Here is a 14,348-nt window from a genome sequence, read left to right as displayed (position 1 = left end):
CGATATATTTTGGATTTTTTGTTTTTAGTATAGTGGTAGAAATTAACGTAAAGTCGCCAAGCCGTTTTCTACACCCAACTTAATCTTCCACCAGCTCAAATGAAGAGCAGCTCTCAGATTTTTGTTACAATAATTTATATATAGTTCAGTAATTTTGCTGTTAGCCGCTCACTCGCAATCGAGATAAAGTGCGTATGTATGATCTACGCCTCGAAATATATCAACTGTTGCAAATTAATTTACAGAGTGATTATGTTAAAAATAATTGTTAACAAAGGGAATTAAAATGTAATGTTACAGTATACAGTGTGATTAAATAATTTTATACAAAAATGCAGTTCTCTTTTACTTACTAAAGTTAATGCCAGAAAAAACTTATTTTTGTTTAGCTAGTAATAGCCTGGGAATATTATTTGCAGTTTTAAACTTTTACTAACCTAAATCCTGGGGGAAAAAAATGCCTTCAACCTTGAATGATCTACCCGCTATCCTAGTAGTCGATGATAGTCCCGTAATGCAAACTCTGCTCAAAAAGGCGCTAGAGAAAAAATACAAAGTTTTATTAGCTGATAACGCAGTAGATGCCTTATCAGCGATATACCACCAGCCGATTGAAATTTTGTTACTAGATGTTTCAATGCCAGGAGTTGATGGATTAGAACTTTGCCGCACCATTCGCAGCTTACCACAATTTCATCATCTACCCATCATCATGTTAACAGCAAGAGATGGAGTATTTGACAAGGTGCAAGGACGGATTGCTGGTGCTACAGAATATTTGACAAAACCCTTCGATGTGGAGCAATTGCGTCAGGTTGTTGGCAGTTTTGTTAAGTCTAATTGTGCCACTGAAATTTGAAAAATTTCTCGTTGCTAATAATGCAATACGGTTCACTTAAGAACCGTTGTGCTACTTAGGGTTTGGTTTTTTAGCTTTAAGTAAACTGTATTGGATTTGATCCCCTTTTAAAAAGGCAGGCAAAGCCTTGATTTTCTACGCCCCCCAATTTAGCGTTAGGGTTGGGCGATCTTGGCGGTTTGATTGCACTAACAAAATCGTAGTGCCATTGGGGGAGGCGGGAGCCTCCAAAACTTGTGTTCCCAAGAGGGAGCCTGGAAACGAGAAACCTATGAATTATTAATTACTTCTCCGTCATCGTCCAAACGCCATCCCAGTCACTGGGGACGGGGTTGGTGAGCCAATACTTACAACGATCTAGGTGTAGGCCAGCTGCCTTATCCTGGGGATCAAGTGCCATAACTTTTGCAAACTCGCCGATAGCGAAGGCAAATTCACGATTGAGGTAAAGTTCGCGAGCTTTGTGGTAAAGCTCGATCGTATGCTGCTTCTGATCGGGAATTGACTCAGAACGTAACCCCACCAATTCATAAATACTAACTGGTTGGTTCTTGCCTTTAACTCGAATACGGTCAAGTTCTCTGGCCCATACTCTGTCATTGCAGGGTCGATAGGTGCTTTCGCTGATAATGATATCGCAACCGTACTGCTTACTGGCACTTTCTAAGCGAGATCCCAGGTTAACACCATCACCAATCGCTGTAAATTCCATACGCCGACTAGAGCCGATATTGCCACTAATTACCGTGTCGGAGTTAATGCCAATACCAATTTTGATTTCTTGCTTTTTGGATGCAAGACGACGTTCATTGAAGTCTTCCAAACGATGGCGCATTTCGACTGCTGTTTGCACCGACATCCAGGCGTGATCGTCTAGAGGTAAGGGTGAACCAAACACCGCCATGATCGCATCACCAATGTATTTATCGAGGGTGCCTTTGTGCTTAAATACAGCATCTACCATTGACTCAAAATATTCATTAAGCAACTGCACCACTTCTTCCGCCTCCATTCTTTCAGTCAAGCTGGTGTAGCTGCGAATATCTGAGAATAAGACAGAAACTTCCTTGCGATCGCCTCCTAATTTAGCATCACCGCTATTGATTAGCTGTTCTGCCAGTTCCTGCGTCATGTAGCGATACATGGTACTCTTGAGGCGTTTCTCTTGAGAGATATCATCCATCACTACCAGCGCACCGTAGACATTGCTAGCGTCGCTGGCATCAGCAATCGAGTTAATCGATAGGTGAACGCTATGCTGTTCCTCCCCAGTAGACAATAAAGTTTGATCTGGGTAATATTGCTGGCGGCATTTTTCATCAGCGGCTTTTATTGCCGCGCCAAACCATTTGGAAAAATCGCCTTCTTTGATGCGAATAAGTTCATCAATTTTTCTACCTTCTAGATGGTCTTGTTCGCTAAATCCTAAAAGCTTCTTAGCACTTTCATTAGCAGCAATAATATAACCAGATTTATCAGTAGAAACAACTCCATTAGAAAGACTGCGGAGAATATCTCGCTGCATTTGTTCTTGCTGCTTGACTGTCGCAAACAGCTTGGCATTTTGCAACGCTACTCCGGCTTGAATATTAAATGCTTCCATGAAGGCTTCATCACTTTGGTTAAAGCTTGCCTTCCAGCATTCAGGTGGTTCGGGCCAATTTTGAGGATTATATGGGGGAAGTTCTCCTTGCTTTTTCTTATTTACAAGTTGGGTGACACCAATCAATTCTTTATCTGCATTAAAGATTGGCATACATAATAAACTACAGGTGCGATAACCATTAGCTTGATCGAGTTGTTTAGAAACTCCAGAGTCGGGATCATCGTATAAGTCAAAGGAAATATTTAAAGGTTGACCAGATTCGGCAACTTTACCAACATAACCTTTGCCTTGTGGTACTCTGAGTTCTCTCATGGAACCATCAGCCAGAGATATTTTTGTCCATAAATCATGGCGATCGCTATCTAACAGCCACAAGGTACTGCGATCTGCGTTCATCAAATTCTTCGCTTCATCCATCACCCGTTCCAGGGTGTCTTCTAAGTCCAAATTACAATGGCTCAAGGAGCGCGTCGCCTTCATTAGGGCATCACTTGCCCTTTGCTTCTGCGTCGCCGCGTAAAACGACCGGGAACTTTCCAGAATTAGGCGAATTGAGGGGGCAAATTCTTCAAAAACTGTTTCGTCTTCTTTAGAAAATCCTTGCAGATCGATTCTTTCTGCTAATTTTTTTTCTGGTTCGTGCGGTAACTTTAACTTATTAATTAATTGAACTACCGCCACCAAATCTCCCTGCTCGTTGAGCAAAGGCAGAGTTAACATTGTGTAGGTACGGTATCCGGTTTTTTCGTCGGTTTGCTTGGCAAACGCTGACCGAGGATCATTATAGAAATCAAACTGTATATTAATGCTTTTCTTGCGTGTTGCTACATCTCCGGCGATGCCTTTATCAGCAGGAATCCGCAACTCTAAAGGTTTTCCTTGATCGCCTTCGGCAAGAATTGACCATAGCTGGTTCTTCTCTTCATCGAGTAAAAAAATAGTAGTGCGGTCTGCACCTAGTAATTCTCCCGTCTTCAAGGTAATAGCATTCAGCATTTCTTGCAGAATGGCTTCAAAACCCTGACTGTCGGTCAGCATTGACAGGGTGTGATTTACTACCCGAAGTTTATCTTCAACACCTGTGACGACTTCTTTAAAACTTTCCTTTTTTAGCGGCGCGAGCAGCGCTGTAAAACTTCCAGTTTTTGTAGCTAATGAGCCACCACGATTCGATTGATGTGGATGATTTTGCGGCATTTTATGCCCTGAGTAATTTTCATCTTGGTGGGGAACAACGTCAATTACCTGATCGGTGTTATTCCAACCATTGATTGTGGTAGATGAAGATGTCATATATTTTACAGGTGCCTGATGTTGAGAAAGGGAGGAGGCTTTGCAAGTATCCTATAAATTTTAGGGAGACATTTTTTGTGTCTGGTGAGCAAAGAATATACTACTCAACAGTTTAATCTCTCTTTGGGAATTAGACATCTGCTTTTATCCAGGGTAGGTGTGTTTGACCGTGGCGGCTTGAGTAAGAAGAGACTCGGCAAAGGCGATCGCATCTTTGGCGGAGTGTCCGCCAGCTAGGGTTGCTAGTTCTTGGCGGCGAGTTTGATGATTGTCTAGAACGCTTACCCTAACGACAGTGCGTTCGGAGGGAGGAAGGATAAAAGATGAAGGATGAAGTGATTTATCGTTGCCATTGGTTTCGATGACTTGTTTATCGACGCGAAAATGTCGATCTGCCATTGCTGCAACCAGAGGTTGGTGAGTAACGCACAAAACTTGCTGTCGTTGGGAAAGTTGGTGAAGTTTATCTGCGATCGCTTGCGCTACTCTTCCCGACACTCCCACATCTATTTCATCAAAGATTAGCGTACCCGGAGCGTTAAGGGTAGCATCGCCGTGTGTTCCTGCCGAGAAGCAAGCTTTCAAAGCCAGCAAAAAGCGGCTCATTTCTCCTCCAGAAGCAGTTGCAGCCAGCGGTTGCAGTGGTTCTCCGGGGTTGGGACTGAAGAAAAAGGCGATCGCGTCTGCACCAGTTGCAGTTGGGGAAATAGGCGAAATCTTAACTTGAAACTGCACCTTTTCCATTGCTAAAGGCTTGAGTTCTGCTATCAGTCGCGTTTCTAGTTCGCCAGCAGCAACGCGGCGCAGAGTTGTGAGTTTGCTAGAAACTTCGGTTAAGGTTTCCTGACACGCTTGATAATTTTTTTCCAGTTCTTCGAGAGACTGTCCTTCTCCCTGAAGTTCTGCCAGTTCTGCGCCGATGCGGGTGTGGTATGCGATCGCATCCGCTAAAGTCGGGCCATACTTGCGGCAAATCTGCTTAAGTTCCCTGATCCGCTCCTCAACCTCAGTTAGTCGCTGGGGATCTGCCTCCAAATTATCACCGTAGGCGTTAATTTGCTGTCCGGCTTCCACTACCTGCGCCAGTGCGGTACTTACCATTTCCAACACTGGTTGCAGGCTAGCATCATATGTCACCATATCACTAAGTGTTGCCTCGGCTTGCCCTAACAAGTCAGCACCCGCTGACTCGCCGGAGTCATTTTGGTAGAGAGCTTGATAAACCTGATAACTCAGCTTTTGTAAATCCACCACATGAGTGAGGCGCTGGAGTTCTTGTTCTAGCTGTTCTTGTTCGTCCGGTTCGTTTAAAGAAGCGGCGTCTAATTCTTTAGCTTGATATTCTAACAAGTCAAGCCTTTGTAAACGTTGCTGTTCAGACTGGCGGCGGTTGTCAAGCAAAGCTTGTGCTTGTTGACAGATAAGATAAGCACTTTGAACGACATCTCGCTGCCTAAGTACGGCTTCGCCAGCGTAGACATCCAGCAACTCGCGCTGGATGGCTGGTGCCATAAGTTGTACAGTTTGACCTTGAGCGGTAATTTCCACTAAGCGATCGCGCAGACGATCCATCATCTGTCGGTTCACCAGAACCCCATTCACGCGAGATCGACTGCGGAGACTTCCCTGAGAGCAGGCAATTTCCCGACAACAAACTATAGCATTGTCGTCGAGCAGTTCAATCTCCTGCTCCAACAGCCAATCACTCATCAATGGGTCTACCTTAAAAGTAGCTTCCACCATCGCGCGTTCAGCACCAGTTCTAATCGACCATTTAGATACTTTCCCGCCTAAAGCAGCATCAATCGCATCCAGAATAATCGATTTTCCGGCACCAGTTTCGCCAGTAAGAACATTCAAACCAACGCCGAATTCCAGTTCTAGCTGGTCTATCAAGGCAAAGTTTTCAATCCGTAGAGACAGGAGCATGGAGCAAAGTTCACCTTGAGGGGAGAGGTCAGGCACTGGCAACCCAGTGAACAATGGCAAGTGCCACATACGTAATAGATTAATGAAAAGAAAACGGGTACTGAGCTACCAAATTTAGTTTAGTGTCTACTTCCAAGTCTCGAAACTTTTCGCCAAACCGGGAGATTGACTTTCCCGCTATTGCTTCGAGCTTTGGCGCGTTAGCGCTTCATTATCTTAACAACAGTTATTGTTACAATACTTTACATCGCCCTGAAGTCGCTTCCCAAGCTTATGAATGTAAAAACAGTCTCCTCTGCCCCATACCAGACAGGCACAGTTGTCATCGAAAAGACAGATACTTTAGCGCCTGTTGAGGTTGATGTAGAGACGCGGTATATCCCGTCTTCAGTACCTACTACAAGCTATATCCAACCAGAAGGACTGCGCTACAATCCCGTCACCATTAACGAGATTTATCGGCAGCAACCATTCCAAGTATGGGGGCGACTGATCAGCATTCTAGTGCCATTGCTGCGCTTTGCCTTCAGTTTGTGGTGGGACAAGCAAACCGGAAAGGTTGCCCAAAATGAACGGAAACGGGCAATTGCGTTGCGCCAAATGATCGCCAGACTGGGGCCAGCTTACATCAAGGTAGGACAAGCGCTCTCGACGCGACCCGATTTAGTTCCTCCGGTATATTTAGATGAACTGACACAGCTGCAAGACCAGCTGCCACCATTTCCGAACGAAGTGGCATATAGATTTATTGAGGAAGAATTAGGCGATCGCCCGGAAAACATTTACGCTGAAATTACTCCAGATCCAGTAGCAGCAGCTTCACTGGGACAAGTTTACAAGGGCAAGCTGAAAACAGGCGAAACCGTTGCCGTAAAAGTACAACGCCCCGGTTTGAAAGAACGCATCGCCCTAGATATTTACATTCTGCGCGGTCTTGCTGGGTGGGCGCAAAACAATCTCAAACAGGTGCGAAGTGACCTGGTAGCCATCATGGATGAATTTGGCATCCGCATCTATGAAGAAATGGACTACACCCAAGAGGGACACAACGCCGAGCGCTTTGCTTCTCTATACGGTCACTTACAAGATATTTACATCCCCAAGATTTACTGGGAATACACCCAGCGTCGTGTCCTGACGATGGAGTGGATCAATGGCACCAAGTTAACTCAGCCAGAGACACTCCGCGCTCAAGGAATTGATGCCGTTCATTTAATTGAAGTCGGTGTTCAGTGTTCGCTGCGGCAGTTGTTGGAACATGGCTTTTTCCACGCTGACCCCCATCCAGGCAACCTGTTAGCAACTCATGACGGTCAGCTGGCTTATCTAGACTTTGGCATGATGAGCGAGGTCAAGCCCTATCAGCGATACGGCTTAATAGAAGCAGTTGTTCACATGGTCAACCGCGACTTTGAAGGACTTGCCCGCGACTACGTGAAGCTAGAGTTTTTAACCCCGGATACTGACCTGACTCCCATCATGCCAGCGCTTGCCAAAGTCTTTAACAACGCACTGGGAGCTAGTGTCGCGGAAATGAACTTCAAGAGCATCACCGACGATATGTCGGCTTTGATGTATGAGTACCCTTTCCGCGTCCCAGCTTACTACGCGCTGATTATCCGCTCTCTGGTCACGTTAGAAGGGATTGCCATTAATGTTGACCCCAACTTCAAAGTTCTCAGTAAAGCCTACCCCTACGTTGCCAAACGCCTCTTGACAGACCCCTCGCCAGAATTACGGACATCTCTGCGCGACCTGCTGTTTAAAGACGGCAGTTTCCGCTGGAATCGTCTGGAAAATCTGTTAAAAAATGCCCGTAACAGCGACGATTACGACCTGAATCAGGTGTTGAATCAAACGCTTGATTTTCTTTTCTCGGAACGGGGCGCGTTTATCAGGGAAAACCTGATTGATGAAATTGTCAAGGGTGTAGACACGCTCGGACGGCGGTCTTTCCAAAATTTCACATACTCGTTACGCGAACGGGTGGGAATGACGGTTAATGAGGCACCGCCAACGGTAGAGGCATCCCAGAGTCTGGATCATATCAAACGGATTTGGGACATTCTCCAAGAAACGAAGGGCTTTGACGCGATGCAACTGCTGCCTGTGATTCCCCAGTTGCTGATGAAGCCAGAAACTCAGCGCATGGGACAAAAAATTGCTGGAGGTTTGGTGCAGCGGGTAGCGGCGCGGCTGATTCGGGACGTTTTACTTCAGGATACGCCTCCAGAAGCCTCTCGGAACGGTCACAAGCCCCGCGAATATCCTCAAACACCTCCGCGCTTAGCTTTGCCTCCTGCTGCCCTTAGATAAGGCTGTATAGACCCTACGGGACGCGGTTGGGCGCTCCTACGAAGGGTAATTGCAAAAAAGGCTGGGTCATTGAAGAGCGTATCTTCGCTCCTCTATGACCCAGCTAATTTTTTTGATTAGTAATAGCATTTGTCTGTGAGGCTACAATTTGGCAAGCAATCCTCAGCAGTTAACGCACTGTTCTATTCACTTCAAGTTTGATTAATAGAAATTTACGATCCACCTTAGTTTTAGGCGATCGCTTCCCTACGCTTGCTAACCTAAAGCAGCATAGGTTGCCAACTGGATAAATCTTTAAGGATTTTGGTTATGAACGCACAACCACAGATTATTAGACAAAGTGAGTTACTCAATCGGCTGGTGCTGGATCGCAGTACGGCAGAAGAAGTCGGTCGTGTAGATCAATTGTGGTTAAATCCTCAATCTCACCAAGTTGTAGGTTTTAACTGCAAGTCAGGATTTTTGGGTAGTCTGAAACAGGTGTTTAGGTGGGAGCAAATTACTACGATTGGCACCGATAGTATTATCGTCAACAGCACTCCAGAAGTTGTTGAACCTGAAACACCCATTCAGAAAATTTCTCTGCTTGGTCATGAAGTGTGGACGGACGCAGGTAACAAGGTTGGTAAAATAGTAGACTATCTCTTGAATCCTCAAACTGGCGCTATTGTTAATTACTTATTTGTTTCTAGTGGTTGGCGTGGCGCTTTGGATGGGATTTACCTACTTCCGTTAGAAGCGATCACTTCCACTGGAAGCAAACGAGTAATTGTCTCAGATACAATTATTCAAACTCCTCAACAGTATGCGGAGGGGCTGAATCAAAAAATGACTCAAGCGGCAGAGTTAATAAAAGAAGACTATAAGAAAACTCAGGATGATTTAGAAGCTCTAAAGCGCAGCGCTCAAAATATTGCCGAACAAGTCAAAGACACAACTGAAACGGTGGCTGGTATTGCTAAAGAAAAACTTTATGAGGCGAAAGCACAACGACAAGATCCTTCTCAACCAACTGAGACAGTGCAAACGATTGATACTACAGCTCAGCTTTTACCAAACGAACCTCCACAGTTACCAGAAGATACAAAATAGCTAATTGTAAGGATAGGGAGAGAGGCGATTGATCCTCCTCTTTATCCAAAGCCAATACACAAAACTATCATTCAAGATAAAGCGATCGCGTTTTGCTGGAGAGAATGCGATCGCTACCTCTTCTTTTGCTAATTCAAAGACCTTACATTTATGTCATTTGGGGTAAGTTCAGCTTTTCCCCAAATTTCAGGTAACGGAGTTACCCAAGAAACAGGTACAGAAATCACATCTAAAGTTTCCCCATCTTTAAAGACTTCCAGAGTATATCCAGGCTCTTCCTGATTTTTGGTAGGAAGTAGATGATCTAAAACAACTCCCTTGTCGCCTTTTTGAACTGCGCTATCAGGAACGTCTTGATTAAGTAACACCCACTGAAATAATCTTGCTGTTGTCATTGTTTTAACCTTCCTGTGACTTGTCAGGATATAAAGGCATTTTTATCTATTTCATCCCAATGCTTCACAAAAGCCTATCATTTAGACTAAAGCGATCGCATTTTGCTGGAATGAATGCGATCGCTACCTCTCCTCCTCATCCAAAGCCTCTCTATTGCCTATCGTTTAAGCTAAAGGGCGTAGAGCAATTCAATCAGTAAGTGGGTAGAAATGTCAAATATTTTTAAAGCCGAAACTCAAACAATTATAAATGAGATTTTTTGGATTCCGTCTCTATCATGGGTTGCTTCTTGCAAACATCCAGACCAATTGGAGTGGTGGCGTGGAATTGATGACCGATTCAAAAAACTGCACAGCGTTTTAAAGGCTAATTTCTTTGAAGCTCCTTTTCCTCTGTCAAACCTAGAGAAAAGGGAAAGGAATTTTTACATAGCTTGGGTGGATTACTACAAAGCCCTTTACGATGTCCTTGAAAACGGATGGGACATTATTGCTCAATCCGCTAGAGAGGGGCTAAACTTTACGCTTCAATCTCCGGGAGAAGCCATGTTTTATATAATTCAGTGTCATGCTGCCGCAATGTTCGCTGTGTGCCAGCAAGATTTTGGCTACTCTAGCTGGTCATCAAAAAGCGCCTATGACGAGTACCGACTTAGGAACAAAGAGGAAATCGGAGGAGAACTTGACAAGAGCAATCAAAAGAAATTGGAAAAAGCAGTGAAACTCAACGACAACCGAGGAAAGCAGATTAACGCGCTATTTAAGTTAGAGCAGTTCTGCATTAGCAGTTGTTTAGCTGCATCAAAAAAAGACCTTAGTATGAAACATAAAATCAAGGAGCTTAATTATTGTGCAAAAGCTTTCCAAGAAAAACTTCAAGCAATACTACGCAATACACAAGGATTCGCATGGGAAAAAGGGAACAAGAAGAACTCAGACCCAAAGGGCGGTGTCTACAAATAGTGTGACCATCTTAACAAAACTTAAAATCTGGTCAAAAATCTAGATAGTCAGAATCTGCTCTTATTCTGAAACTAAGAAAGCCACTCAACCCCTAAACTAACCAGCCGCTAACAGGTTGAAGTAGACAGTGGAGTTGAAGCGTGTCCTTTAAGTTTCGTTGAGACTAATTATGAATCAGAATCAGTACAATTGGGCTGGAAGAATCCAGCCTTCATCCTCGTTTGTCCAAAAATCGGGATATGACTTCTCCACTCAAAAGAAAGTGAGTAAGGTAGAACAACAGCAGAGTATTTTGATCTCTTCCAATCCAACTGACTCTCCTAAACCGCCAGAATTAGGAGGTTTAATCCCCATATTGACTTATGGAGGAGTTGCAGTAGCCGTCATTATTGCGATGGCTTACTTCTCCCAAATCCAGCTAAAGTCGATTACTGAACTGCTTAAAACAGTGAACAAAAAAACTAAGTAACTTGTTTGTCTCTACTCCTAAAATAGTTCAGCAGCCAGTTTATATGGCTAGCTGCTGAATACTAATATTTACTTAGTCCTAATGCGCGATCGCTCTCCAATTCCACAACTTTTATGCTTGATGCTGCGCTAGCCAAGTCGCTAGTTCTGTTTCATCCGAAAATTCTAATAAAGCCTCGCTCAATTCATCTAGAGCGGTTGCAGATAAGCTGTTTATTGTGGATTGTAAATCGGGAGCGATCGCGCCGATTCTTCGAGCCAGCAAACGATTAATTATTGCCAATTTTCCTTGTTCGATTCCTTCGTGTAAGCTCTGTTCTACTCGCTCGACTCCCCAAGGTAACAGATTCCCCGACTCATCCCACCAGCGCAACCAATTGCCAGTTACTCCTGCCTTTGTACCTTGCCAAACTCCCAGGAATAAACCTATTGATGCTATCAAGTAACGTCCATTCGCATCGGGTTGTCGCAGTTGATAGTGTCCCTCTACTAAATCGTGGACTTCTAATGTCCCATCATTAGGGTCAAAAATTACATAAAATGGTACTTGTAGAATGCGCTCGTAAAAGTACCATTTTCCATAAGGATAAGTAGATTTAGCGGAGTATTCCCCTTGTTCGGTATCTGATAGAAACTCCATGACAACTGCCGGTACATCACCCTCCGCATGAGGCGTATAGCTGCGGCGAATGACTCCAGGTGCGACAGGTGACACATTGGGAATGTAAACCCAGTCTGGTGCTTTAACAACTATTTTCTCATTCACAGTGGCACAGATACCAAAGTTGGAAGCGATAATCATGGATGCAGTAATAAAACCTGCGATTTCCAGAATTTCTCGCAGCGCCGATGCTAATAAAGGGTGATAAATGTTTTCCACTGGATCGTCAGGTAATTGAAAGTCATCGGGTAGTTTTTCCCATGTGATTGTGTAGGATGTTTTAGGGCTTACTAATTGAGTTTGAGTCATGATTTTAGCGCTCTTTAATATACTTCGTCGTGAGTTCCAATATCAATCAATACAATCAATTCCTCCCCGGCTTCATTATCCTGCTGAAAAGTATAAATAATTCGGCAATCATACTCGACCCAACACGCCCATAATCCTTCTAATTGACCTCGCAATTTATGTGCTTTCAAAGAGGGAGCAAATGGGTCATTCACAAGCAATTCTAAAACCGAAAATATTGTTGACTCAAGCAGAGGATTTTTACGAACAACACGCTTAAAAGCCCGTCGAAAGCTGTTGTCCCAAACCAGAGTTCTCATTCTTGTTCAAGTAAATCAGCTTGAAGTTCAGCAAGTGTGCCACGCTTCGCTGTACCTGCTTGGAAAGCTGTTAATGTCGCAGTTGCATTACTAGCAATTTCTTGCCGTCGCTTTTCAATTCGTCTTTTTTTAATGAGTTCAAATAACAGTTCTTGGTCTTCAGTGGAGAGTTCTTCAACATACTCAACCAGAGTTTGGAAAGATACAGGAACGCTCATTAGCAGTTACTAAGATTAATTGAATGATTAAAGCTCAAAGGGCATCCATAAGGGATGCCCCTATTAGCAAAAAGCTAATTATGCACCGACCGCTTCCTTGGCGGCGTACATCACTTCTAGGGTGATGACGTTGAAGCCGCGATCGCGTGCAAATTTCTCGGTGTTGCGCTTCACTTTGCCGCGCACGAAACCAGGAACTTTGTTGAGTTCTGCTTGTGCTTCTTTGTTCCAACCGAGGTCAGAATCAGCAGAAATTCCCTTGGTAATCACTTCTTTGGTGTCGTGTCCGCCGAAGATTTCCAAGAGGTGATCTTCCATTCCCAAAGTGAAGGAATTGTAGATCAAATCTGTAATTTGATTCGTGCCTTCGTAGCCGCAGAATGGCTTGTAACCGATGGGAAAATTCTGAACGTGAATCGGTGCTGCAATTACGCCGCAGGGAATATTTAGACGCTTACCGACGTGGCGTTCCATTTGGGTGCCGAAAATGGCAGAAGGTTCCACACGAGCGATCGCATCCCCAATTTGACCATGATCTTCTGTGACAATCACTTCATCACAGTATTCGCCCACCTGCTCTTTGAACCACTCAGCATCGTACTTACAATAAGTACCCGCCCAAACAACGTGAATCCCCATTTCTCTTGACAGAATTTTGGTGATAGCGGCGGCGTGGGTGCTGTCGCCAAACACCACAGCTTTCTTACCAGTCAAGTTTTGGCAGTCAATTGAACGGGAGAACCAAGCGGCTTGCGAAACGTGCAAAGTTTGCTCGTTGATGTAGTCTGTGTAGTCAACATCTGCGCCTTGAGCGTTAATTATTTCCTGAATTTTGCGGATGCAACGCGCTGTTTCTACCACACCCATCGGCGTGATATCTACATAAGGCATCCCAAATTCTTGCTCTAGGTAACGAGCCGCCATTGGCCCGATTTCGCGGTAAGGAACCAGGTTAAACCAGGCTTTCGGCAAATTCTTGAGATTGTGAACTGATGCGCCTTCTGGAATTACCTCATTTACCTGAATTCCTAAATCAACCATCAACCGCTTTAACTCGGTGCAGTCGTGGTGATTGTGGAATCCGAGGCTGGAAATTCCGAGAATGTTAACTGAGGGCTTTTCAGTTTTCCCTTCTGGTAAATCGCCTTTTTTCCGGGCTTTCTCGATGTAAAGCTGGACAATTTGGCGCAGGGTGATGTCGGCTGCTTGCAGTTCATTGACGCGGTAGTGGTTCACGTCCGCCAGCATCACGTCTGACTTGGTTTCTATGGAAGCGCGTTCCACAAAGTTTTCCAGGTCTTCTTGGAGAATGCTGCTGGTGCAGGTGGGAGTCAGCACAATCAGGTCTGGGTGTTCTTCAACGTCTTTCCGGGTGATGTTGTCCACCACCTTTTCCTGGGAGCCACGCGCCAAAACGTTCCGGTCAACGGAACTGATGGTAACTGGGGTGAAGTTGCGATCGCGCTCTAGCATCGATCGCATGACGTTGAAGTAGTCATCCCCAATCGGCGCGTGCATGATGGCGTGGACGTTCTTGAAGGAGCTAGAGACGCGCAGGGTGCCGATGTGAGCCGGGCCTGCATACATCCAGTAAGCCAATTTCATAGAGTTCTCCCTTATGGTGATTCCTAATTTTGTGTCTGGAGGCGGCTGAAATAGTTGATTGCAAAGGCTTATTGTCTCAGATTCTCTCAAACATCAATCCGACTGTGCTTTAGAGAAATTGTTAACTTCGTCAACCTGGAAAAGAGGTTGTAATGTGCTTGATGACTAGGATGCAAGGTTAGGAAAGCGCGATCGCGCTTCCCTGTCATCGCAATTAATCTTAATTTTTTTCCACATTCCGTTTCAATTACCACATAGTATTTCCATAGTAACTATAGGCTTATATCTATATAATCGGTAGTGGAAGCAATTTTAAAAACATAAATATATTAAAA

12 protein-coding genes are annotated in these 14,348 nt (G+C 44.5%); 5 read left to right on the top strand and 7 right to left on the bottom strand.

Annotated elements, in window-relative coordinates:
- The first annotated feature begins 457 nt into the window (after positions 1 to 457).
- Positions 458 to 859 (top strand): response regulator, encoded by a 402-nt coding sequence (locus H6F74_RS05870; protein ID WP_190437668.1) that lies wholly within the window; start codon positions 458 to 460, stop codon positions 857 to 859.
- Positions 860 to 1,142: 283 nt separating this feature from the next.
- On the opposite strand, the gene H6F74_RS05865 is transcribed toward H6F74_RS05870, so the two are convergent.
- Together H6F74_RS05865 and recN are read right to left on the bottom strand one after the other, a co-directional pair.
- Positions 1,143 to 3,662 (bottom strand): adenylate/guanylate cyclase domain-containing protein, encoded by a 2,520-nt coding sequence (locus H6F74_RS05865; protein WP_190437972.1) that lies wholly within the window; start codon positions 3,660 to 3,662, stop codon positions 1,143 to 1,145.
- Between the two features lie 240 nt (positions 3,663 to 3,902).
- Positions 3,903 to 5,687: a DNA repair protein RecN gene (recN, locus tag H6F74_RS05860; RefSeq protein WP_190437960.1), complete on the bottom strand. Its 1,785-nt coding sequence runs from the start codon at positions 5,685 to 5,687 to the stop codon at positions 3,903 to 3,905.
- A gap of 273 nt (positions 5,688 to 5,960) precedes the next feature.
- Here recN and H6F74_RS05855 point away from each other — a divergent pair, with 273 nt between their 5' ends.
- Positions 5,961 to 8,003, top strand: coding sequence for an AarF/ABC1/UbiB kinase family protein (locus H6F74_RS05855; RefSeq protein ID WP_190437665.1), 2,043 nt, complete (start codon positions 5,961 to 5,963; stop codon positions 8,001 to 8,003).
- A gap of 309 nt (positions 8,004 to 8,312) precedes the next feature.
- Positions 8,313 to 9,095, top strand: a complete 783-nt coding sequence (locus H6F74_RS05850; RefSeq protein WP_190437663.1) for a PRC-barrel domain-containing protein — start codon at positions 8,313 to 8,315, stop codon at positions 9,093 to 9,095.
- A gap of 128 nt (positions 9,096 to 9,223) precedes the next feature.
- Here the strand turns inward: H6F74_RS05850 and H6F74_RS05845 are convergent, their stop codons facing one another.
- On the bottom strand, positions 9,224 to 9,490 hold the full coding sequence (locus tag H6F74_RS05845; RefSeq protein WP_190437659.1) for a DUF4926 domain-containing protein: 267 nt from the start codon (positions 9,488 to 9,490) through the stop codon (positions 9,224 to 9,226).
- A gap of 210 nt (positions 9,491 to 9,700) precedes the next feature.
- Here H6F74_RS05845 and H6F74_RS05840 point away from each other — a divergent pair, with 210 nt between their 5' ends.
- Positions 9,701 to 10,453, top strand: coding sequence for a hypothetical protein (locus H6F74_RS05840; protein WP_190437656.1), 753 nt, complete (start codon positions 9,701 to 9,703; stop codon positions 10,451 to 10,453).
- A gap of 169 nt (positions 10,454 to 10,622) precedes the next feature.
- Complete coding sequence (locus H6F74_RS05835) at positions 10,623 to 10,922, top strand: hypothetical protein (protein ID WP_190437653.1); 300 nt, start codon at positions 10,623 to 10,625, stop codon at positions 10,920 to 10,922.
- Positions 10,923 to 11,033: 111 nt separating this feature from the next.
- Here H6F74_RS05835 and H6F74_RS05830 read toward each other — a convergent pair whose 3' ends face one another.
- The 4 genes from H6F74_RS05830 to bchB form a co-directional block, all read right to left on the bottom strand.
- Positions 11,034 to 11,891 (bottom strand): DUF4351 domain-containing protein, encoded by an 858-nt coding sequence (locus tag H6F74_RS05830; RefSeq protein WP_190437650.1) that lies wholly within the window; start codon positions 11,889 to 11,891, stop codon positions 11,034 to 11,036.
- Positions 11,892 to 11,905: 14 nt separating this feature from the next.
- A complete protein-coding gene (locus H6F74_RS05825) occupies positions 11,906 to 12,190 on the bottom strand; it encodes a type II toxin-antitoxin system mRNA interferase toxin, RelE/StbE family (protein ID WP_190437645.1) in 285 nt (94 codons plus the stop codon).
- Positions 12,187 to 12,408 carry a hypothetical protein gene (locus H6F74_RS05820; RefSeq protein WP_190437643.1) on the bottom strand — a complete coding sequence of 74 codons (222 nt, stop codon included), beginning with the start codon at positions 12,406 to 12,408 and terminating at the stop codon, positions 12,187 to 12,189. The genes H6F74_RS05825 and H6F74_RS05820 overlap by 4 nt, the downstream gene beginning before the upstream one ends.
- 78 nt (positions 12,409 to 12,486) lie before the next feature.
- Positions 12,487 to 14,013, bottom strand: coding sequence for a ferredoxin:protochlorophyllide reductase (ATP-dependent) subunit B (bchB, locus tag H6F74_RS05815; protein ID WP_190437640.1), 1,527 nt, complete (start codon positions 14,011 to 14,013; stop codon positions 12,487 to 12,489).
- Positions 14,014 to 14,348 lie beyond the last annotated feature (335 nt).

Origin of the sequence: Trichocoleus sp. FACHB-90 (assembly GCF_014695505.1) — a bacterium.
In the GTDB taxonomy this organism is placed as follows: Bacteria; Cyanobacteriota; Cyanobacteriia; order Cyanobacteriales; family FACHB-T130; genus Funiculus; species Funiculus sociatus.
Note: the sequence above shows the minus strand (reverse complement) of the source record. Positions and strands in the feature narration are given on the sequence as shown.

What these genes read in the sequence shown, in the direction of transcription:
- recN (WP_190437960.1), bottom strand. Translation starts at nt 5,687, where the DNA reads ATGCTCCTGTCTCTACGGATTGAAAACTTTGCCTTGATAGACCAGCTA.
- H6F74_RS05855 (WP_190437665.1), top strand. Translation starts at nt 5,961, where the DNA reads ATGAATGTAAAAACAGTCTCCTCTGCCCCATACCAGACAGGCACAGTT.
- H6F74_RS05825 (WP_190437645.1), bottom strand. Translation starts at nt 12,190, where the DNA reads ATGAGAACTCTGGTTTGGGACAACAGCTTTCGACGGGCTTTTAAGCGT.
- H6F74_RS05850 (WP_190437663.1), top strand. Translation starts at nt 8,313, where the DNA reads ATGAACGCACAACCACAGATTATTAGACAAAGTGAGTTACTCAATCGG.
- H6F74_RS05835 (WP_190437653.1), top strand. Translation starts at nt 10,623, where the DNA reads ATGAATCAGAATCAGTACAATTGGGCTGGAAGAATCCAGCCTTCATCC.
- H6F74_RS05865 (WP_190437972.1), bottom strand. Translation starts at nt 3,662, where the DNA reads ATGCCGCAAAATCATCCACATCAATCGAATCGTGGTGGCTCATTAGCT.
- H6F74_RS05870 (WP_190437668.1), top strand. Translation starts at nt 458, where the DNA reads ATGCCTTCAACCTTGAATGATCTACCCGCTATCCTAGTAGTCGATGAT.
- bchB (WP_190437640.1), bottom strand. Translation starts at nt 14,013, where the DNA reads ATGAAATTGGCTTACTGGATGTATGCAGGCCCGGCTCACATCGGCACC.
- H6F74_RS05845 (WP_190437659.1), bottom strand. Translation starts at nt 9,490, where the DNA reads ATGACAACAGCAAGATTATTTCAGTGGGTGTTACTTAATCAAGACGTT.
- H6F74_RS05840 (WP_190437656.1), top strand. Translation starts at nt 9,701, where the DNA reads ATGTCAAATATTTTTAAAGCCGAAACTCAAACAATTATAAATGAGATT.
- H6F74_RS05830 (WP_190437650.1), bottom strand. Translation starts at nt 11,891, where the DNA reads ATGACTCAAACTCAATTAGTAAGCCCTAAAACATCCTACACAATCACA.
- H6F74_RS05820 (WP_190437643.1), bottom strand. Translation starts at nt 12,408, where the DNA reads ATGAGCGTTCCTGTATCTTTCCAAACTCTGGTTGAGTATGTTGAAGAA.